Below are 20,650 nucleotides of genomic sequence, written 5' to 3'. Positions count from 1 at the left end.
CTTCAAAATGCAACTTTAAGAGGATGAAAAGATGCAGGATAGACGCTTTTGGCTCTTAGCTTTAATTTCAACAGTTCTCCTTCTTTTACCCAACGGTTTCTATTCGGCTTTTGATAAAGACGAACCGAAGTACATGGAAGCAGCTTGGGAAATGGTTAAAACGGGAGACTACATTACCCCTTACTACAATTATGAATACCGTTTTGACAAACCTATTCTTGTTTATTGGCTTATAGCCTTAGGTTACAAGATTTTTGGTATTAACGAATTTGGTGGAAGGTTTTTTGTTTCTATCTTTGGAGTTTTTACTGTTCTTCTTCTTTACTGGTGGCTTACAAGATGGAAAGGAAGAGACCTTGCCTTCTGGACTTCTCTCGTTTTCCTTTCACTTTTAGATTTCATAGTCATGTCTTCTGTTGCAATGCCCGATGTGGTTTTGACTTTCTTCTTTGCAGCTTCTTTGATCTTCTTCTTTGAAGCCTACCACAGAAAAAGTGAAAAGTTTTACCTTCTTGCTTTTGCCTCCTCAGGATTTGCAACCTTAACTAAAGGTCCTGTTGGTCTTGCTCTACCTGGTCTTGTTGCCATAATCTATCTCTTACTTAGAAGAGACCTTTTGAAAACTCTTAAAGAAATTCCTTGGTTTAAGGGATTTGGTATCTATCTTCTTATTGTAGCTCCGTGGTACGTTGCAATTTTTAAAAAGCACGGTTATCAATTTTTTAAAGACTTTATCATATTCCACAACATCCATAGATTTACCTCAAAAGTACCGGGTCATCCAACTGAGTGGTGGTACTATCTTGCAAACTACTTCTGGTTGTATCTTCCTTGGAGTTTCTTTTTCCCCTTTGCTCTATATAGAGTGTTTAAAAGAAAAGAATCAATTACCGATAATGTCCTTAACTTTTCCCTTGTGTGGTTTTTTACTGTTGTTATTTTCTTCCAAATTGCTCATACAAAACTTGCCCACTATCTCCTTCCTTCTTTTCCTGCTTTTGCTGTTATCACAAGTTGGTATCTTTCAAAGTTTAAAGATAAAATACCAGCTTACATTACAGCTGCTATTTTTATAGTTTTCTCCGTTATAGCTTTTATTTTCTTTAAGATAAAAGGATGGCCTCTTCTTTCTCTTGTAATGCTTTTACCGGTACTCTTAGCTACTATTTTCCTTAAGAAAGATTATCTCAAACCCCTTACATTTGGCTTTATTGGAACTATGGTGCTTTTTAAGTGGATAACACTTCCTTCTCTTGAATTTCATAGAGCTAAACCTGCTGTTGGAAAAGAAATTCAACAACTTGCTAAAAAGTGTAAAGAGTGTAAATTCTACTTTTTAGACTATACAAGTCCTGAAATTGTCTATTACTTTAAAGAAGGAAAACTTGAAAGTATAGATTCAAATAGAGCAAAAGCTTTACTGCGCTCAAAAGAACCGGTTATTATTGTGACAAGAGAAAATAGACTGAAAAAACTAAAAGGAGAAAGTTTCTATATTTTAGATAAGAAAAAAGAACTCATCACTAAACACAGTATAGTTATTATCTCAAACTATCCTAAGGAGAAAATAGATGGATAGCATAAAGAAAATTTCCATCGTCATTCCTGTTTTCAATGAAGAGGAAAACATTCCTATACTTTACGATAAATTAAAGAAAGTTCTTGAAAAATTACCTTACGATTATGAAATAATCTTTGTTGATGATGGAAGTACTGATAGGACAGAAGAGCTCTTAGAAAAAATTGCTTCTAAAGATAAAAAGGTAAAAGTAATTGAATTTGCAAGAAATTTTGGACAAACTCCAGCAATGATGGCCGGAATGGACTATGCTACTGGAGACGTAATAGTAACAATGGACGGAGATCTTCAAAACGATCCTGAAGATATCCCAAGACTTCTTGAAAAGATAGAAGAAGGCTACGACGTAGTTAGTGGTTGGAGAAAACATAGGCAGGATGCTGCAATTTCAAGAAAATTACCGTCAAAGATAGCTAACTGGTTAATAGGAAAGATAACAGGAGTGAAAATCCACGACTACGGTTGTACTTTAAAGGCTTATAAAAGTAACGTTATAAAGAAGGTAAGGCTTTATGGAGAGCTCCATAGATTTATTCCAGCTCTTGCCTCAACTGTTACTTCTGTAAGCAAGATTATAGAAATACCAGTAAAGCATCATCCGAGAATTTATGGAAAATCAAAGTACGGTATATCAAGAACCTTTAAAGTTCTTGCAGATCTTTTCTTTATATGGTTTTTAAAAAAATTCATGCAAAAACCTATCCACTTTTTTGGAATCTTTGGACTCTTTCTCTTTTTAGTAGGTTTAATTCCATTTTTATACCTTATAGGACTTAAGCTAACTGGACATTCTATTGGCGGAAGACCTCTTTTAATTATTTCAGTTTTATTTATACTTTCGGGAATTCAAATGTTTACAACGGGAATTATCAGTGAAATTCTCATGAGAATATACTTTGAAGCTCAGGATAAAAAACCTTACGTTGTTGGGAGAGCTATAAACGTTGAAGAAGAATAGCCTTTTTTTCCCTACGCTTATACTGATTATATTTGCCTATTTTCTATATAGGTTTGATGTTTTTTTCAAGCTGAAAGAGATAATCAAAAACCTTGATCCAATTTATTTAATTTTTTCTCTTTTCTTCTACCTTCTCACATACATTTTTAGGGCTAAAAGGTTTAGTATTATCTTTCCATCTATTTCCACTCAAGATCTTGCTGCCGTTATGGGAATTCACACCTTTTTTAACAATATTCTTCCCTTTAGATCTGGAGAAGCATCTTTTCCTATAATTCTTAAGAAACTCTTTGGAGTCGATGCAACAATTTCTTCAGTAGCTCTTCTCTTTATAAGAATATTAGACCTTATTGTCCTTTCGTTATTTTTCCTTACTTCTGTTCTCTTTGTTGCTACTAAAAGTAAAGAGCTCCTCTGGATTCCTGTTATTACAATCTCCATATTAATTCTTCTCCTTTATTTAGGATTTAAACTGCTCAAAAAGTTTCGCGGTCGTTTCCTTATCATTGGAACAGTTTTTTCCTTTGTTCAAACTTTCATCTCCTTTAGAGCAGTTGGAAAAATCCTCTCTTACTCTTTTCTAACGTGGCTTTTCAAGTTTGTTTCTTTCTTTTTTATTCTAAAAGCAGGAAAAATAGAGCTTAATTTCTTTAAGACTGTTTTTGTTTCAACCTTTGGAGAAGTAACAACAATTTTACCAATCCACAGCTTTGGAGGATTTGGAACTTATGAGGCAGGACTTGTAGGAGGGTTTTCTTTAATAGGAGTTAAAGTTAGCTACGCTTTAACGATTGCTTTTTATTTTCACCTTCTCCTTCTCCTAATGTCCGGCATTCTAGCGCTTGTTGGATGGTTCTATCTTTCAAAAAAATTAAAAAGAAAAGAGTATTAAAAACATTTATAATACCGCCAGCAAAAAAGTCTAAGAGGAGAAGTTGAAGGCTCTCTTTGGAGGAAGCTTTAATCCGGTTCACATAGGTCACTTGATAGTTGCAAGGGATATCCTTGAAACTTTTGGATTTGAAGAAATTATTTTCGTTCCAGCATATTTGCAGCCTTTAAAGGATAAACTGTTTTTACCTCCAGAGCTCCGCTTAGAGCTTTTAAGGATTTCAATAGAGGAAGAAAAAGGATTTTCCATCTGGGACTATGAAATAAGAAAGAAAGGAATCTCGTACACAGTTGATACATTAAGGGAGTTTTGGAAAATCTACAAAGAAAAACCCATTTTCATAATAGGAGAAGATTCTTTTGAATCATTTCATCTTTGGAAAGAACCAACAGAAATTTTAAAACTAGCCAAAATTATTGTTGTTAAAAGACCTAGATATAAAATTGACGTTGACAAAATTGCTAAGAAAATAGGCTATTCAATTAAGTTTTCAGAAGTTGATAAAGAGAAGTCTGTTGATAGCAACGTTCTTAATGACATTGATATCCTTATATATAACGGTAGATTGGTAGAAATTAGCTCAACAGAAATTAGAAACCGCTTGAAATCAAACAAAAGTATAAGGTATCTTCTCCCAGACAAAGCTGAAAAGTCATTAAGGAGGTGGTGGAAAAATGCCTTTTAAAAAGATATGCAACAAGATGTCTCTTAGAGATATCTCTCCGGAAAAGCTTAAAGGAAAGAAAGTCTTTGTAAGAGTTGACTTTAACGTTCCTCTTGAAAATGGCGTAATTCAAAACGACAAAAGAATTAGAGCAGCACTTCCAACAATCAATTACCTTATAGACCATAAAGCCAAAGTTATTCTTTGTTCTCATCTTGATAGACCTGAAGGTTGGGATCCAAAACTTTCTTTAAAGCCAGTTGCAGATAGACTTTCAAGACTTCTTGAAAAAGAAGTTAAGTTCATTCCAGATTGTGTTGGTGAAGAAGTTGAATGGGAAGTTAACAACTTAAAGGAAGGGGAAGTTGCACTCCTTGAAAATGTAAGATTTTATAAAGAAGAAACAAAAAATGATCCTGAATTTGCTAAAAAGCTTGCAAAACTTGCAGATATTTACGTAAACGACGCTTTTGGTACTGCTCACAGAAAACATGCTTCAACTTATGGAATTGCTCAGTATGTAGAAATTGCAGTTGCAGGATTCTTGCTTGAAAAAGAAATAAAGTACCTTCAGAAAGCTCTTGACAATCCTGAAAGACCTCTTGTTTTAATAATAGGCGGTTCTAAAGTTTCTGGAAAATTAGAAGTAATAGAAAATCTTTTAAAAGTTGTTGATAAGATGCTTATCGGTGGGGGAATGGCTTATACCTTTTTAAAAGCAGCTGGTTACAATGTTGGAAAATCTCTTGTTGAAGAAGAGCTCCTTGACACAGCAAAAGAGATAATGGAAAAAGCCGAAAAAAATGGCATTAAGTTTTACCTACCTGTTGATAGTAATAATGCTGATGAATTCTCTCCTACAGCACACGCTAAGTTAACAACTTATAAGGAAATTCCAGACGACATGATGGGACTTGATATTGGTCCAGCAACTGTAGAACTATTTAAAGAAGCTCTTTCAGATGCCAAGACAATTCTCTGGAACGGTCCAATGGGAGTTTTCGAATTTGAAAAATTTGGATACGGTACTATGGAAATAGGAAGAATTGTTGCTTCTCACGCTGAAGCTTTAAGAATTGTAGGTGGTGGTGACAGTGTTGCAGCTGTAGAAGCGCTAGGCCTTGAGCATCAGATAGATCATGTTTCAACAGGCGGTGGAGCTTTCTTAGAGTTTCTTGCAGGAAAAGAGCTCCCAGGTGTTATGGCTTTGACAGACAAAAAATAAGAAAAAAATTGTTAAGGAAGGACTTTTTGTCCTTCCTTTTCCCTTAATAAACAATTAAATTCACTCCTTTACTTCTAAGATAAGGAATTTCTTCAGGTTTATCTACATAGTCAACAACAAACCAATCACCTTTTTCCGTAGAAATTAAAAGTCCTGGAACTTCTAACTTTGACCTTTCTCCATTACTTCCAGGTGGTTCAACTACCATAAGATTTATTCGTTTGTTGACAATAGGAATACTAGAAAGAATATTTTCTAAATCCTTTAAAAAGTTTCCAGTTAGTATTACAACTTTATAACCATTTAGCTCTAACTTTACTTTTCTTTCTGGATCAAGAAAATCAAAAGCTATGAACAAATGATTTTTTGCAAATTCAATCCCATCTTCTTTAAAGACTCCTTTTTCGCCAGTAACAATTTTCAGCAGTTCAGAAATTTTTTCAATACCACCACCAGTTAGAATTTTAAGTTTTCCTTCTTTTCCTTCAAGTTCTTTTCCTTCTGGTTGCAAAACTCTTATGTTATAAGATTTAAGTAGATTCACAAGTTCAGTAGGAGTATCTCTTTTTAAGTTTATTATAACTCTATTTCCCGTAGTAGCGTCGTAACTTAAATAATCATATCTATAAGTAAGTACATCTTTAATTCCTAAGATAAGTTTGCCATTTTTTTCAATAACACCAAAGTTTGATTCAATAAGCTTTTCTAAAAGTTTTTTCAGCTCTTGGGAAGTTATTACCTTTATTCCAAGACTACTTAGCTCGTCTTTAATCTCTTTATTCAAACCATTATCAAAATCTAAGATATATTCTCTACCATTAATAGAAATTTTAGGATTTTTTTTAAAATCTACTTTACCGTTTTTCAAGAATAGAGAACCTTTTTTCTCTACTTTCCCTCCTAGCATAGAAACAGCAGGAAGAATACTTTCTTTTATTTTCCTTCTTCGTTTATCTAAAAATTTTCCTTTTTTTCCTATAGGTAGCTTAAGCTTTTGCCCAGCATATATTAAATTTGGATTTTTTATCTTGTTTAATTTTATTACTTTATCCAGTATGTTAGGAGATAATCCTAACTTAGATATTATGCCAGATAAGGTATCTCCTCGTTTAACTTTATAAATAATAACACTTTGATTAGAAAGTTTTTCTTCCTTTATATGCTTGATAATTTTTATCTCGTAAACTTGAGCAAACACAAGCTTTGTAAAAAGAAAAAAAATCAATAAACTAATTCTAACCATTTTTTCATATCCTCTAAAGCTCTTTCTGCAAGATATTTTCTTCTTTCTCTTTTACCTCTTATCTTCTTTTCAGGTGGTAAAAGAATTCCAAAGTTTGCATTCATCGGTTGAAAAGTTTTTGGATCAGCAGTTGTAATGTACTTTAAAAGAGCTCCTATCATTGTAGTTTCCGGTGGATAGACTAGCTCTTTACCTTCAGCTAGTTTTACAGCATTTATACCTGCAATAATTCCAGTTGCTGCTGATTCTGGATATCCTTCAACTCCAGTTATTTGTCCAGCAAAAAAGACCTTAGGATTTTTCTTAAGTTGAAGAGTTTTCAAAAGAAGTTTTGGAGATTTTATAAAAGTATTTCTATGAATGCTTCCAAATCTTGCAAATTCAGCATTTTCAAGGCCTGGAATTAGTCTAAATACCCTTTTTTGTTCAGGATACTTAAGCTTTGTCTGAAACCCAACAAGATTTAAAAGAGTTCCTTCTTTATTTTCCTTCCTTAACTGAACAACCGCAAAAGGTCTTTTCCCTGTTTTAGGATCTATCAATCCAACAGGTTTTAAAGGACCAAAAAGAAGAGTTTGTTTTCCTCTTTCTGCCATTTCCTCTATCGGCATACAACCTTCAAAGTAACAGGCCTTTTCAAAATCTTTTAAAGGTACCTTTTCAGCTTCCATTAAAGCAGTGTAAAACCTTTCATATTCTTCCTCAGTCATAGGACAGTTGAGATAATCATCTCCTCCTTTCCCGTACCTTGAACCCCAAAAACACTTTGAGTAATCAATAGTATCTGCATAAACTATTGGAGAGATAGCATCGTAAAAGTGGAGTTCTTTTTCTCCAAGATAATTCCTTAGATATTCTGAAAACTTATCTGAAGTCAACGGACCACTTGCAACAATGGTTATTCCTTCTTTTGGAATTTCTGTAACCTCTTCTCTAACTACTTCAATGTTAGGATGATTTTCAATCTTTTCAGTTATATACTCGGCAAATTTTTCTCTATCAACAGCTAGAGCTCCACCTGCTGGAACTTCTGTTTTTCTTGCAGCTTCAACTATTAAAGAATTTAGAAGTTCCATTTCGGCTTTAAGAAGTCCCCGCGGAGTTGTTACTTCTTTTCCTCCTAAGGTATTGCTACAAACAAGCTCAGCAAATAGGCTAGTTTTGTGTGCCGGTGTAGTCTTCTTTGGCCTCATTTCAAAAAGTCTAACTTTATGTCCCTTATTAGCTACTTTATACGCTGCTTCAACTCCAGCAAGTCCTGCCCCAATTACGTTTATAATTTCTTTCACTTTTTCTCCTTTTTGTATAAATTTTTAAATCAAATTTAGGTCAAGGAGCAAGCTTTGAATAGAATTTTAAAAGATTTAGAAAACCTAAAAACAATCGTCTCAAATCTGAAAAGAGAAAAAAAGAAGATAGTCTTTACAAATGGTTGCTTTGACATACTCCATGCAGGTCACGTTGACTATCTTGAAAAAGCAAAGTCTTTAGGTGATGTTTTAATTGTTGGAATGAATAGTGATTCTTCCATAAAAAGAATAAAAGGAGAAAAAAGACCTATAGTTTCTCAAGATTATAGAGCAAAAGTTTTAATTGCTTTAAAAGCTGTTGACTACGTTTTTATCTTTGAAGATGATACCCCTTATAAAGTTATAGAAATTATTAAACCTCATGTTCTTGTGAAAGGTACAGACTGGCCTATTGAAAAAATTGTGGGAAAAGAATTTGCTGAAAGAGTTGAAAGAATTCCTTTTGAGTATGATATATCAACGAGTAAAATCATTGAAAGAGTCGTAAAGCTATACTGTAGCAATAAATCCTAAGAATATATCCCCCACAAGAAGGGGGATAACAAAAAAGAACTACGAATAATACTCTTGAAGAGGCTTAACTTCTAACTGCCTTTTTCTCATAGACTCTATTGCCATTACAGCAGCTTGAGCTCCTCTTATCGTTGTGTAGTAAGGAATGTTGTAGTTAACTGCAAGTCTTCTTATACTAACAGCATCTTTTGTTGACCTTGTACCGGAAGGAGTGTTGATTATAAGAATGATTTCTCCATTCTTAATTAAATCTCCAACATTTGGACGTCTTCCTTCTTGAATCTTAAAGACAACTTCAACAGGAAGTCCTTTTTCCTTTAAGAACTTATAAGTTCCTTCTGTAGACACGATTTTAAATCCCATATCTGTTAACTTCTTAGCTATTCCGTAAACTTTCGGTTTGTCTTTATCTTTAACGCTTATAAAAACTTTCCCTCTTGATGTATCAACAGGAAGTCTTGAACCTGCCGCAAGCTGAGCCTTGTAAAAAGCAATTCCAAGATCATCATCTATTCCCATTACTTCTCCAGTTGATTTCATCTCCGGACTAAGAACTGGATCAACTTCTGGAAATCTGTTAAATGGGAACACAGCTTCTTTAACTGAGTAGTATCTAGGTTCAACTTCTTCTATTCCAAGTTCGTCAAGGGTTTTACCTATTGCTACTTTTGTAGCTACTTTCGCAAGAGGAATTCCAGTAGCTTTACTTACAAAAGGAACTGTTCTTGAAGCTCTCGGATTAACTTCAATTATGTATATTTCACCATCTTTAACAGCAAACTGAATGTTTATAAGACCTTTTACATTTAATTCAAGAGCTATTTTTCTCGTAATTTCTTTTATCTCCTCAACAATTTCTTTTGGAACTGAAAAAGTTGGAAGAACACAAGCACTATCTCCTGAGTGAATACCAGCTTCTTCAATGTGCTCCATTACTCCACCGATAACAACTCGTTTACCATCACATACAGCATCAACGTCAAATTCGACGGCATCTTCAAGGAACTTATCTATGAGAACAGGCCTATCTTCAGAAACCTCAACAGCTTCTGTCATATATGTTCTAAGTTCATTTATATCGTAAACAATTCTCATTGCTCTTCCACCAAGAACGTAAGAAGGCCTCATAAGAACAGGGAAACCTATTTCTTCAGCGATTTTCTCAGCCTCTTCAAGAGATCTTGCAATCCCTGAAGGGGGTTGTTTTAACCCTAACTTGTTAAGAAGAGTTCTAAACCTTTCTCTATCTTCAGCAATGTCAATACTTTCTGACGAAGTACCAAGGATTTTTACGCCTTCCTTTTCAAGAGGGACTGAAAGCTTAAGCGGAGTTTGACCACCGAATTGAACAATAACTCCTTCAGGTTTTTCCTTTTCAACAATATTGAGAGCATCTTCGAGAGTAAGGGGTTCAAAGAAGAGTTTGTCAGAAGTGTCATAGTCAGTAGAAACAGTTTCAGGATTACAGTTTGCCATGTGAGCTTCGTAACCTAGTTCTCTTAAAGCCCAAACAGCATGTACACAGCAGTAATCAAACTCAACTCCCTGGCCAATTCTATTTGGTCCAGAACCAAAGACTGTAACTTTTTTCTTGTCAGAAGGATTAGCTTCGCATTCCCTTCCATCATAGGTAGAATAATAGTACGGCGTGTAAGCTTCAAACTCTCCAGCACAAGTATCAACTGTTTTGTATAGAACTTGTGCAACTTGTTTTCTCTTTTCTCTAACTTCTTTTTCAGAAACGCCTACAAGGTCTGCAATGTACTTATCTGAAAATCCCCACTTCTTGGCAAACTTGAAAAGAATAGGAGGAATAGTATCGAGAGAATATTTTTTAATTTCGTTTTCAAGATCTACCAGCTGCTTAATATTATGCAAGAACCATTTATCTATTTTTGAAAGCTCATAGAGCTTATCTAAACTCCAACCTCTTCTAAGAGCCTCAGCGATATACCAAATTCTGTCAGCATTTGGAACAGCAATTTTGCTTTCAAGATCCTGATCAGAAAGTTTGTCTACACCTTTCATTAAAAGTCCATATCTACCTATCTCCAAAGATCTTATAGCCTTTAAGAGAGCTTCTTTAAATGTTCTACCAATTGCCATAACTTCGCCGACAGATTTCATTCTTGTTGTAAGAGTTGAATTTGCTTCTGGAAACTTTTCAAAAGCCCACCTTGGAAACTTGACAACACAATAATCAATTGCCGGTTCAAAGGAAGCTGGAGTTTTCTTAGTAATATCGTTTGGAAGCTCATCAAGCGTATATCCAACAGCTAACTTTGCAGCAATTTTTGCAATCGGAAAACCTGTAGCCTTTGATGCAAGAGCTGAAGAACGGGAAACTCTCGGATTCATCTCTATTACAATTACACGTCCATTTTCCGGATTAACGGCAAACTGAACGTTTGAACCTCCAGTTTCGACACCAATTTCTCTAATTATTGCAATAGCAGCATCTCTTAGTACCTGATATTCTTTGTCTGTCAGTGTTTGAGCAGGAGCAACAGTTATAGAATCTCCTGTATGAACACCCATTGGATCAATGTTTTCAATAGAACAAATAATCACAACATTATCATTAAGGTCTCTCATAACCTCAAGCTCATATTCTTTCCAACCTAAAACACTTTCTTCAATGAGAATTTCATTAATTGGACTTGCATCTAAACCTCTTTTTGCAATTTCCTTAAACTCTTCGATGTTATAAGCTACGCCTCCTCCTTCACCCCCAAGGGTAAAGGCAGGTCTAATAATAGCTGGAAGCCCAACCTCTTTTACAACTTCCATAGCTTCATCTAAAGAACGAGCAAGTCCGCTTTTTGGAACTTCCAGCCCTATTTTTAGCATAGCTTCTTTAAAGAGCTCTCTGTCTTCTGCCTTCTTTATAGCCTCTATCTTTGCACCGATTAACTCAACACCATATTTTTCTAAAATTCCAGCTTCATAAAGTTCCACTGCTAAGTTAAGAGCTGTCTGCCCTCCAACTGTTGGAAGAAGAGCGTCAGGTCTTTCTTTTTCTATTATCTTTTCAAGAACTTCAACTGTTAGAGGCTCTATGTATGTCCTGTCTGCAATATCTGGATCGGTCATTATTGTTGCAGGGTTTGAGTTAACAAGAACAACTTGATAACCTTCTTCTTTTAAGGCTTTACAGGCTTGAGTTCCTGAGTAGTCAAACTCAGCAGCTTGGCCAATTACTATTGGTCCAGAGCCTATTATCAGTATTTTCTTCAAATCTGTTCTCTTTGGCAAAGTAATCCTCCAACAACTTGTTTGAAAAATTTTACGAAAAATTTTTGGCTGGTTATAATTTAAGAACTATTTTAATTTAAGGAGTTCAATCTTGAAAATTACCATAACCGGAACACCCGGAACTGGAAAAACAACTGTAGCAAATATACTTTCTAAAAAACTAAACTTGCCTCTTTTTAACATTTCAGAACTAGTTAAAAAAGAAAAACTTTACATTGAGTTTGATAGTGAAAGAAATGCTTTTGTAGTTGATCCGGAAAAACTAAGAGAGTTTTTTCACAATAAAAAACACTTCATAGCAGAAGGACTTGTCGCCCATTACATTCCTTCTGACATTCTCATCATTTTAAGAGTTAATCCAAAAAAAATTCCTGAAAGACTTGCAGAAAGGAACTATACAGAAGAAAAAGTAAGAGAAAACGAAGAAGCCGAAAAATTTGCTGTAATTGCAACAGAAGCGATAGAAAAATCAAAAGCAAAAAGAATTCTTCACATAGATACAACAAAAAGGAAACCTGAAGATGTAGTTAATCTTATATTAGAAGGAATAGGAGGAAAGGAGGTCTTTGAAGAAGTTGACTGGCTGGAATGAAAGGCTAATTGCTATAAAAATATTAAATAGATTTGAAAAAGATAAAAAGTTAAAAGAACACATAGAAAAATTTACTTCAAGACTACATCCTCAGGATAGAGCTTTTATAAGAGAAATAGTTTCAGGAACTGTAAGATTTTTAAGACTCCTTGATTTTTCCATTGAAAAAGCAACAGGAAAAAATTTAAAAAGGCAAAAGAATACAGTTAGAAACAGCCTAAGAGTTATTGCTTATCAAATATTTTTCACAAACGTTCCACCATACGCAGCACTAAATGAAACCGTTGAAGCAGTAAAAAAAATTCTTGGAAAAAAAGCAGCAGGATTTGTTAATGCTATTTCTAAAAAAATTATAGGTTTTGACTATAAAAAAGAAATAGAAAGAATTTCTGATTACTTTGAAAGATTATCCATTCTCTATTCTTTTGAAACGTGGATGGTAAAAAGATGGAGTAATTTTTACGGAAAAGAAGAAATTGAAAAACTTTTAAAAGGTTTAAACAGAGTTGCACCTCTTTTTATAAGGGTTAATACAATAAAAATATCTCAACAAGAGCTCTTAAATCTATTGGAAAAAACCAAAATAGATGCTGAACCCCATCCGTTTATTCCATACATGATAAGAATCAAAGGACGAGTTCCAATAGAGTCAATTCCTGGTTACAAAGAAGGTTTCTTCTACATTCAGGATCCAGCTTCTTTTTTATCAGCTTATCTTTTAGATCCAAAACAGGGAGAGATTATCTTAGATGTCGGTGCAGCACCAGGTGGGAAAACCACAGCTCTTTCATCGCTAACTATAGACAAAGCAAGGATAATTGCTGTTGATATCAACAAGGAGAGAATGAAACTTTTGAAAAACAACCTTAAGAGACTTGGCATATCAAACGTTGAACTAGTATTAACAGACATTCAAAAGGACAAAAACTTCATTGAAAAACATGAAAATAGTTTCGACAAAATTCTCATAGATGCTCCATGTAGTGCAACAGGCGTAATAAGAAGACATCCAGAAGGTAAGTGGAACAAGTCTTTAAAATTGATTAAATACAATCAGACAATCCAAAGAAATCTTTTAAGCAGTTGCTATAAGCTCTTAAAGCCTGGAGGTGTCCTCCTTTATAGTGTTTGCTCTCTTGAAAAAGAAGAAGGCGAAGACATTCTTAAATTTGCTCAAGAAATTGGCTTTAAAGAAAGTTCTTTATATAATTTGCCAGAACTGCTAAAATCTTTTGCAAAAAAACACTTTCTCAGAGTCTTCCCACACAAAAATAATATGGACGGTTTCTTTTACAGCAAATTTGAAAAGTAAGGAGGTTATAATGGCTGACATAGAAAGACTTGAATTAAATGATATAGAAAGACTTGAGTTAAATAGAGAAGTAATGCTTAGACTTATAAAAGCACTCGTAGATGGTGAAGAACTAGAAGAAATTGCAAATATAATAAGCATGGATCCAAATCTTTCTGCAAAACTCTTAAAGCTTATCAACTCCCCTTATTTTGGACTGAGAAAAGAAATTAAATCTATCATTCAAGCAATAGCTTATCTAGGTTACAATAATCTAAAGGATTATGTATTTGTACTTCTTACTTCTTCTTTACTGAAAAACAAAAGTAAAGAAGAGATAAAAAAAGTCTTAAAATTTGCTTATCTCTTAAGGGCTCTTGCTGAGAAAATTTTGCCAGAACATGCTGATGAAGCTTACATGGTTGGAATTTTTGAACCTGTAAAACAGGAAGTTGGAGAGGAAACAATAAAGGAAATCTTAGAAAAAGCAGGTATATCCGAACATGTAATTTTAGGTCTTTCAGATTCAGAGAGCGAATTAGGAAAACTAAAGGAACTTGCAAAACAACTAATAGATTTGTGTGGAAGTATTATTACAGGAGAAAATATCGAGCTTCCAAATTCTCTATCAGAACTAGATAGAGAAGAACTTATTCAAATATGTCTTGAATCTGAAAATAAGGCTCATGCATTAGTTTCTACACTTTAAGCAAAAATCTTAATAAAACTGTTGCATAAGAACCAGGTGGAAGAGAAAACTTGAGTTTGATGGTTCGTTTTGTTTTTTCCAGTATCTTTAGTTCTTCTGGAAAGACTACAGCCTTTCTTAAGCCATCAGTCATAACTCTCATACCACCAACCTCTTTATCAAACCACTCCTTCTTTATTTCATATTTTTGCTGAACTTTCTTAATAATCTTCTTTAAAGTCTTATCTACTGGAGAAAACTGATGGCCTGTATAAGGTATTTCAAGTTTTCTCAAGTAATCTATATCGTAGACTTGAGTATAGTAACTTAATTTCCAGTTGTTTATAAAAGGAACTCTTTCAAAAGGATACTTTGCTTCAATATACTCCCTTAAGTACTCATTCCAAAGAAAGCTTTGAAAGGCAAAGTTAAACATAAGTCTTACGTTTTTTGGAAGTATTCTAAAAGCTTTTTCTGCTGTGAGTCCTCTCATTAAACCTCTGATTAAATCCTTTTCGTATTCCTCAAGAGCTGGAGAAAGAGTTTTATAAAGTCTTCTCCAATCTCCCCAGTAATCAACTGAGCTCTTACCAAAGAAGTAACTTCTTAGAGCTCCATCAAAATCTCCTTTCAAAAGATACCTTAAAACAAAATCATCTCGACTTTTTACACTTCCAAATCTCTGCTCTCCAAAGTAGTTTGGAAAACCATAACTTTTGACTACTTCTAGATTTTTATAAAAACGTTCCCTCATATTCTTTTCAAAGTTCTTCACTGTAATAATAAATCTGTTTCCTTTTAAATCACCAAGACTTAAAAACTTTTCTACGTATCCAAGAACTTCAAGACAAAACCCCATTTCTTTTTCAAAATTTACGGAATTAACTTCTTTCCACCGATTATTAATCAATTTAAAACACTTTCTTTCTATTTGATAAGTAATAGGAACTGTTAAATATTGCTCTGTAATTGCATATCTATCTTTAAGACCGGCAAAACCCACTTCTTTAAGAGGAATTTTCAATAATCGCGAAATCACCCTCAAAGCTTCCAAAGTTGAAACATTTGATTTTTTTAACTTCACAAAGTAATATTTTCCCTCTTCCTTAGGCTCTAAAATAGGAATTTCTTCAACTATAAAATCTTTAGGCTCTCTCTTTATTTTGTTGTAAAGTTTCATTATCTTCCTCCAAAATAGATATAACATGCTTAGCAGCTATAAGAAAATTTTCAAAAGGTTTAATTCCTACACGTATTCCTCCTTTACAACCAGCATTAAAAGCTAACATTACATCAATCTCTTTATCTCCTATAACAAAGCTTTTTGACAAATCAATGTTCCAATTTTTTACTGCCTTTTCAACCATCCCTACTTTCGGTTTTCTGCAGTTACAGTTATCACTAGGTTTATGGGGACAGAAAAAAAAGTCGTCTATCTGAACACCAAAAGGGTTAAGGAGCTCTTGTAATTTTCTATTTACAGCCCAAAAATTATCCTCTCTAAAGTATCCTCTACCAATTCCAGACTGATTACTAACCACTATAAGTAAGAAACCAGCCTCTTTCAAAAGTTTTAATCCTTGCGGAACTCCTGGCAAAAGCTCAACTTTCTCAGGTTCATGAATATACCCATCATCTTTTATAAGAGTGTTATCCCTATCCAGCAATATAGCCTTTCTTTTCACGATTCTCTCCCAAAAATTTGTTTTAGAAAACAATTTAATTTATGTTTAGAATGGTAACCTAATATTAGAGGATATAATGGATATCATCGAAATAAGAAACTGGTTTGCTCAAAACCTATGTAACTATCTCAGAAACAAAGAAAAAAAATCCTTAGAAAAACTTTTAACTGTCATAGAAGTAGTAGAAAATGGAAGTTCTAAGACCAAAAAAGATATTGCCGAGTCTATCAGCCTTGAATTTTCTCTCGTTGTAAGGAAAAACGAGAAATTACTCTTAAATCAGGAAGAGTTAGATTCATTTACTAAAGAATATCTAACAAAAAAGGTTAAAGCATACAAAAATTTTCTTAACTCACTTAACGGTTTTGAACCTGTTGATAGTGATATAGAAAGAAATGTCCGTATGGCTAGAAAGCTATTTGACGCAGGACTTTATTTTGAAGTTCATGAACTTCTTGAAGAGCTCTGGATGGTAGAATTTGGTAAGTATAGAGAGTTCTTGCAAGCTCTAATTCAAATTGGGGTAGCTTATTACCACATCACAAATTACAATACAAGAGGATTTGAACACCTAATAAAAAATGCAAAAAAACTTTTAGAACCTTACTCGGGAGTGCTCTTTAGTGTTAACGTTGACCTATTAAAAGAAGAAGAATTGAGCAATCAAACTTCAGATAAGGTTATAAAGTTTTGATAAAATCAACATCTAAATACAGAGAATAAACAAAAGGAGGAAGTCATGAGAAGCTTTAATGATGATCTTGCAAGAAGCCTTGGAATAGGTAATACAATCGTTGGTTTTATGATGATGATAATGTTTATTCTTTTACCTCTAGGTATCTTTTCAGAAGTTCTTGATTTAGAACACTACATGGGACTTAAAACTGTTCTTTCTATAATTTTTGCCTTTATTACTTTTCTGTTCTATGTAAACTATGCTAAAAGTCTCAAGTTATCTCCTATAGTGCAAGGATTTGGCGCAATGATATCTCTTTTAATGGGAGGGATTCTTTTCTTTGTTACAGTTGATGTCATCCTTAAAATATTAGGACTGGAATAGATAAGGAATGGATTTAAGGCAGCTAGAAGTATTTTCTAAAGTTTTTGAGCTCAAAAGCTTTTCAAAAGCTGCCGAAAAGCTTAGGATTTCTCAACCTACGGTAAGTGCGCACATTCAAAATCTTGAGGATGAGCTTGGAATTAAACTTTTTGATAGAATGGGTAGGAAAATACTTCCTACCCTTGAAGCAAGAATTCTTTATAGACATGCCGTTGAGCTTTTAAAAAAGAAAGAAGAAGCACTTTCTGAGCTTTTATCAGTTACAAAAAAGTCAAAAGGAACTTTAAAGTTAGCAGTAAGTAATATTCCGGGGGACTATCTAATCCCCCATATACTTTTAAAATTAAAACACCTAATGCCTGAAGTTGTAGTTCAAGTTGAAATCTTTGATTCGAAAAAGGTTATAAAACAACTTAAAGAAGTGATTCCGGAATACGATATAGGATTTGTCGGTTCTTTAATTACAGATCAGAAGTTAGAATACAAAAAAATACTTGACGATGAAATTGTTTTAATAGCTCCACCTTACTACAATTCCGAAAAAATGACACTTGAAGATTTTAAAAAACTACCACTCCTTATAAGGGAAGAAGATTCAGGAACAAGAATAGCTGTCGAAAGAGCTCTTAAAGAAAAAGGAATTAGCTCACTATCTCTTAATATTACTGCCTTCCTTGGAAGTAATACTGCCATAAAAGAAGCAGTAAAAAAAGGAGTTGGCTTTGGTCTTGTATCAAAGTACTCCATTAAAGAAGAACTTGACTGCAACAAGCTAAAAACAATAAAAATTGAAGGATTATCAATAAAAAGAAGTTTTTATGCAGTCAGAAGAAATGACATTACACCTATTCCGGCTGCAAGAACACTCTGGGATAATCTAGAAAAACTCTTTAACTCGAAAAATACTTAAGTTTATTAAGAGCGTCTTTATAAATTGGCTGATCTATAAACTTTCCTTTGTAAGTTATTCCTCCCTTTCCTTCTCTTAGTGCTTCTTCATAAAGTTTTACAATTTCCTTAGCTTCTTCTATTTCTTCTAATGAAGGAGAGAAAACTTCATTGGCTATCCCTACCTGCTTAACTGAAATACAAGATTTTCCATCAAATCCAAGTTCTTTCTCTCTTTCTACCTCTTTCCTGAAACCTTCCAGATCCTCGTAATCCTGATAAGCTGGGGCAATTGAAGAAACGTTATGAGCTCTACAGGTAAGAACAAACTTTTCTCTAATGTAGTCTGCAAATCTTGATGTTTTTAAAAGCTTCTGGGAAAGCTTTAGGTCTGCAAAAAGGTCAAGTATTCCAAGATATGCAGCATTAATTCTCTTAGAAGCTCTTAAAATCTCTCCTAAATTCTCAATTGCTCTTCCGGTTTCAATCGATAGTTGTAGTTTTATAGTTCCCTCCTCTAATCCTTTCGATAGTTCAAAAGCTTTTAGAATTCCCTCAAGTACAACGATGTCTTCTGCTGTTTCTACCTTACTCAGACGAATGGCATGGGGAATAGCTGGAAGAAGCTTAGTTATATCTTCCCAAAAATATTGTGAATCAAGAGGATTAACTCTTATAACAATCTCTTTTGAACCATCAAAAGAGGTGTTAGTTAGAAACTTCCTCAAAAATAATCTGGCAAAAGGCTTATTCTTATCTGAAACTCCATCTTCAACGTTAAAAATAATAATATCGGCATCCCTACCAAAAACTTTTCTCAAGTGTTTAACCCTATCTCCAGAAACTATAAGTGCAGACCTTCTGAAAGGCTTTTCAAAAAATTTTCTTTCCTGAAGATTTTCAGGATATCTTTTCAATTCTTCAACTTTCAGTTCATCTGCTAAAACCTTTTCACCAAGTTGAAAGAGCTCTTCCACCATTTTCCTCCAATTCAGACAATTAAAATTAACGGGGCAGAAGCCCCAAAAATTTTATCTAAAATTCAAATTAACGCCAGCAAAGAATGCTCTTCCCATTGTGTTGTAGCCGTAGGCGAGCTCGTAATCTTTATCTGTCAGATTAATCCCTTTAAGGTAGAAGTTAACCCTGTCGTTAAGCTGGTAAGAAGCGTAGCAGTTGTAGGTGGTAAAAGAAGGAAGAGTCTTTCCATTAGAGTCCTCTCTATCGCTATAGTGTTCAGCCCAAGCTGAAAACTTAATTTTTTGATAGACAGAATTGAAACCTAATGTATAGCTAATTTCAGGTCTTCTAGCCCTTAAATCTTTGGAAGTATGGAGATGGGTATATGTTCCGTAAACATTTAACCAATCTGTAATATCAGCATTAATTTTAACTTCAGCACCTTCTGTAGTTGCTTTATTAACATTCCTATAACTACCAGTCCAAGAACCTGGAGGATACCAGTCAATCATATCCCAAACGTGATTTTTAAAGTAGTTAACTTCAACATTTCCATTAAGTTTTTGAAAGTTTATACCTTGCTTTATTCCTAATATCCAACCTTCACTTATTTCTGGTCTAAGATCTGGATTTCCTCCATATCCATAAAGTTGGCTAATGTTAGGAGCTTTAAAACCTGTTCCATATTGGCCCTTTAAAGTTGTTCCTGTTTCTTTAAAGTCGTAAGCTGAAGATACCTTATAAGTAGTTTTAGCTCCAAACTGACTATGGAAATCCCTTCTAATAGCAAAGGTATTATGCACTCCTAAATAATCTGTATGAATTTCAAAAAATGCTGATTTTGTGTGAAGGTTAGGAGCTCCTGAAGTATTTGTTATCTCTTGTTTGTAGTTAATCCCACCTGTCAAAAATAGGTTATCTAACAAATAATAAATGGGCTGAATTGAAACATAGCGTGTAATTCCGATAATATCTCTTCCATAATTTCTAACTTCTTTATTATTTGATAGCTTAGTTGTAATCATAAAGTTATCAGAAAAGATCTTATCAATTTTAACTCCAGCAAAATAATTGTTATAAGTTGTATAGGCATCTGGAGTCCAGCTACTATCATACTCTACAGTTCCTTCTTTGAGCTTAAAGTTTCCAGTTATCTTAACTGTATCTGTTAAATTCCAACCATAACTTATCCAACCACTTCTATAGCTATACTTATCGCTATCTGATTCATAATTTGGTGATTTATCGTTAGTAGCGCTAAATCCATTAGTTTTAAAGTTTTCAAAAGATAAAGACAAATATCCATCTTTTAGCTTAAGTGCTGAATAAAGGTTTTCTTTAAATGTTTTGTACTTACCACCTTCAAAATTAAGCTTAAGTTCATTTTTATCTGGTTTTTTAGTAATAATGTTGATTACCCCAGCAATTGCCTCAGAACCATAGAGAGCTCCTTGAGCTCCTTTAAGAACTTCTATTCTCTCCACATTATTTAAGTCTATGTAAACAAAATTAGCTTGAGAATCTATACTACTTGGATCATTTACCGGTACGCCATCAATCATAACTAAGATGTACTTTGTCGGGAGCCCAAGCATATAAACACTTGTCGTCTGTCCAAAACCACCATTTGAGCTAATATGCACCCCTGCAACATACTTTAAAACATCGGCAATACTTGTAAATCCATACTTTTTAATTTCTTCCTGAGTAATGATGTCAACGTCATCACCAACGTGCTCAACAGGAACTTCTACTCTTGTAGCTGTTACCTGTACTTCCGGTATTTCTTCAGCAGAAGCTCCAGAAATCAGCAACAAAGAAAGAACAAGTAGTCTTTTTCTCACTCT

At 33.9% G+C, this 20,650-nt stretch carries 19 protein-coding genes; 12 read left to right on the top strand and 7 right to left on the bottom strand.

Translation table 11 applies throughout. From position 1 onward, the window contains the following. The first annotated feature begins 31 nt into the window (after positions 1-31). Genes DESTER_RS00635 through DESTER_RS00615 form a run of 5 tightly spaced genes read left to right on the top strand, consistent with a single transcriptional unit; the run spans position 32 to position 5,318 of the window. Positions 32-1,579: an ArnT family glycosyltransferase gene (locus DESTER_RS00635; RefSeq protein WP_013637745.1), complete on the top strand. Its 1,548-nt coding sequence runs from the start codon at positions 32-34 to the stop codon at positions 1,577-1,579. Beyond that, a complete protein-coding gene (locus DESTER_RS00630) occupies positions 1,572-2,537 on the top strand; it encodes a glycosyltransferase family 2 protein (protein WP_013637744.1) in 966 nt (321 codons plus the stop codon). Before DESTER_RS00635 ends, DESTER_RS00630 begins: the two co-directional genes overlap by 8 nt. Then, positions 2,524-3,429, top strand: a complete 906-nt coding sequence (locus tag DESTER_RS00625; RefSeq protein WP_013637743.1) for a lysylphosphatidylglycerol synthase transmembrane domain-containing protein — start codon at positions 2,524-2,526, stop codon at positions 3,427-3,429. The genes DESTER_RS00630 and DESTER_RS00625 overlap by 14 nt, the downstream gene beginning before the upstream one ends. Positions 3,430-3,472: 43 nt before the next feature. Beyond that, positions 3,473-4,114 (top strand): nicotinate (nicotinamide) nucleotide adenylyltransferase, encoded by a 642-nt coding sequence (gene nadD, locus DESTER_RS00620; protein ID WP_013637742.1) that lies wholly within the window; start codon positions 3,473-3,475, stop codon positions 4,112-4,114. Then, positions 4,104-5,318, top strand: coding sequence for a phosphoglycerate kinase (locus DESTER_RS00615; RefSeq protein WP_013637741.1), 1,215 nt, complete (start codon positions 4,104-4,106; stop codon positions 5,316-5,318). Before nadD ends, DESTER_RS00615 begins: the two co-directional genes overlap by 11 nt. A 43-nt stretch (positions 5,319-5,361) precedes the next feature. Here the strand turns inward: DESTER_RS00615 and DESTER_RS00610 are convergent, their stop codons facing one another. Then, positions 5,362-6,561, bottom strand: coding sequence for a LysM peptidoglycan-binding domain-containing protein (locus DESTER_RS00610; RefSeq protein ID WP_013637740.1), 1,200 nt, complete (start codon positions 6,559-6,561; stop codon positions 5,362-5,364). Then, the gene (gene trmFO / locus DESTER_RS00605; protein ID WP_013637739.1) at positions 6,540-7,850 is read right to left on the bottom strand and encodes an FADH(2)-oxidizing methylenetetrahydrofolate--tRNA-(uracil(54)-C(5))-methyltransferase TrmFO; all 1,311 of its coding nucleotides are present in this window, start codon (positions 7,848-7,850) and stop codon (positions 6,540-6,542) included. The genes DESTER_RS00610 and trmFO overlap by 22 nt, the downstream gene beginning before the upstream one ends. A gap of 54 nt (positions 7,851-7,904) precedes the next feature. Here trmFO and rfaE2 point away from each other — a divergent pair, with 54 nt between their 5' ends. After that, complete coding sequence (gene rfaE2 / locus DESTER_RS00600) at positions 7,905-8,384, top strand: D-glycero-beta-D-manno-heptose 1-phosphate adenylyltransferase (protein ID WP_013637738.1); 480 nt, start codon at positions 7,905-7,907, stop codon at positions 8,382-8,384. 39 nt (positions 8,385-8,423) lie between these two features. On the opposite strand, the gene carB is transcribed toward rfaE2, so the two are convergent. Then, entirely contained in the window at positions 8,424-11,639 is a 3,216-nt protein-coding gene (gene carB, locus DESTER_RS00595; protein ID WP_013637737.1) for a carbamoyl-phosphate synthase large subunit, read from the bottom strand. Positions 11,640-11,730: 91 nt separating this feature from the next. Here carB and DESTER_RS00590 point away from each other — a divergent pair, with 91 nt between their 5' ends. Genes DESTER_RS00590 through DESTER_RS00580 form a run of 3 tightly spaced genes read left to right on the top strand, consistent with a single transcriptional unit; the run spans position 11,731 to position 14,231 of the window. Next, positions 11,731-12,231, top strand: coding sequence for an adenylate kinase family protein (locus DESTER_RS00590; RefSeq protein WP_013637736.1), 501 nt, complete (start codon positions 11,731-11,733; stop codon positions 12,229-12,231). After that, positions 12,206-13,543, top strand: coding sequence for a 16S rRNA (cytosine(967)-C(5))-methyltransferase RsmB (gene rsmB / locus DESTER_RS00585; protein WP_244829537.1), 1,338 nt, complete (start codon positions 12,206-12,208; stop codon positions 13,541-13,543). The genes DESTER_RS00590 and rsmB overlap by 26 nt, the downstream gene beginning before the upstream one ends. A 10-nt stretch (positions 13,544-13,553) precedes the next feature. Continuing rightward, positions 13,554-14,231 (top strand): HDOD domain-containing protein, encoded by a 678-nt coding sequence (locus DESTER_RS00580; protein ID WP_013637734.1) that lies wholly within the window; start codon positions 13,554-13,556, stop codon positions 14,229-14,231. Here the strand turns inward: DESTER_RS00580 and truD are convergent. Then, complete coding sequence (gene truD, locus DESTER_RS00575) at positions 14,221-15,390, bottom strand: tRNA pseudouridine(13) synthase TruD (protein ID WP_013637733.1); 1,170 nt, start codon at positions 15,388-15,390, stop codon at positions 14,221-14,223. The two genes, DESTER_RS00580 and truD, sit on opposite strands and share 11 nt — an antisense overlap. After that, complete coding sequence (locus DESTER_RS00570; RefSeq protein WP_013637732.1) at positions 15,356-15,895, bottom strand: D-glycero-alpha-D-manno-heptose-1,7-bisphosphate 7-phosphatase; 540 nt, start codon at positions 15,893-15,895, stop codon at positions 15,356-15,358. Before DESTER_RS00570 ends, truD begins: the two co-directional genes overlap by 35 nt. Positions 15,896-15,971: 76 nt before the next feature. Between DESTER_RS00570 and DESTER_RS07970 the strand changes: the two genes are divergently transcribed. The 3 genes from DESTER_RS07970 to DESTER_RS00555 are packed head-to-tail and all read left to right on the top strand — an operon-like array spanning position 15,972 to position 17,865. Next, a complete protein-coding gene (locus DESTER_RS07970; RefSeq protein ID WP_013637731.1) occupies positions 15,972-16,589 on the top strand; it encodes a DUF309 domain-containing protein in 618 nt (205 codons plus the stop codon). 45 nt (positions 16,590-16,634) lie between these two features. Beyond that, positions 16,635-16,955, top strand: a complete 321-nt coding sequence (locus DESTER_RS00560) for a hypothetical protein (RefSeq protein WP_013637730.1) — start codon at positions 16,635-16,637, stop codon at positions 16,953-16,955. A gap of 7 nt (positions 16,956-16,962) precedes the next feature. Continuing rightward, positions 16,963-17,865, top strand: coding sequence for a selenium metabolism-associated LysR family transcriptional regulator (locus tag DESTER_RS00555; protein ID WP_013637729.1), 903 nt, complete (start codon positions 16,963-16,965; stop codon positions 17,863-17,865). Here DESTER_RS00555 and DESTER_RS00550 read toward each other — a convergent pair. Beyond that, positions 17,846-18,823: an HpcH/HpaI aldolase/citrate lyase family protein gene (locus DESTER_RS00550; protein WP_244829535.1), complete on the bottom strand. Its 978-nt coding sequence runs from the start codon at positions 18,821-18,823 to the stop codon at positions 17,846-17,848. The two genes, DESTER_RS00555 and DESTER_RS00550, sit on opposite strands and share 20 nt — an antisense overlap. A gap of 51 nt (positions 18,824-18,874) precedes the next feature. Next, positions 18,875-20,647 (bottom strand): TonB-dependent receptor plug domain-containing protein, encoded by a 1,773-nt coding sequence (locus tag DESTER_RS00545; RefSeq protein ID WP_013637727.1) that lies wholly within the window; start codon positions 20,645-20,647, stop codon positions 18,875-18,877. Positions 20,648-20,650 lie beyond the last annotated feature (3 nt).

Source organism: Desulfurobacterium thermolithotrophum DSM 11699, from assembly GCF_000191045.1.
Lineage (GTDB): Bacteria > Aquificota > Aquificia > Desulfurobacteriales > Desulfurobacteriaceae > Desulfurobacterium > Desulfurobacterium thermolithotrophum.
The sequence above is the reverse complement of the archived record's forward strand: the minus strand, read 5'-3'. Positions and strand labels throughout refer to the sequence as shown.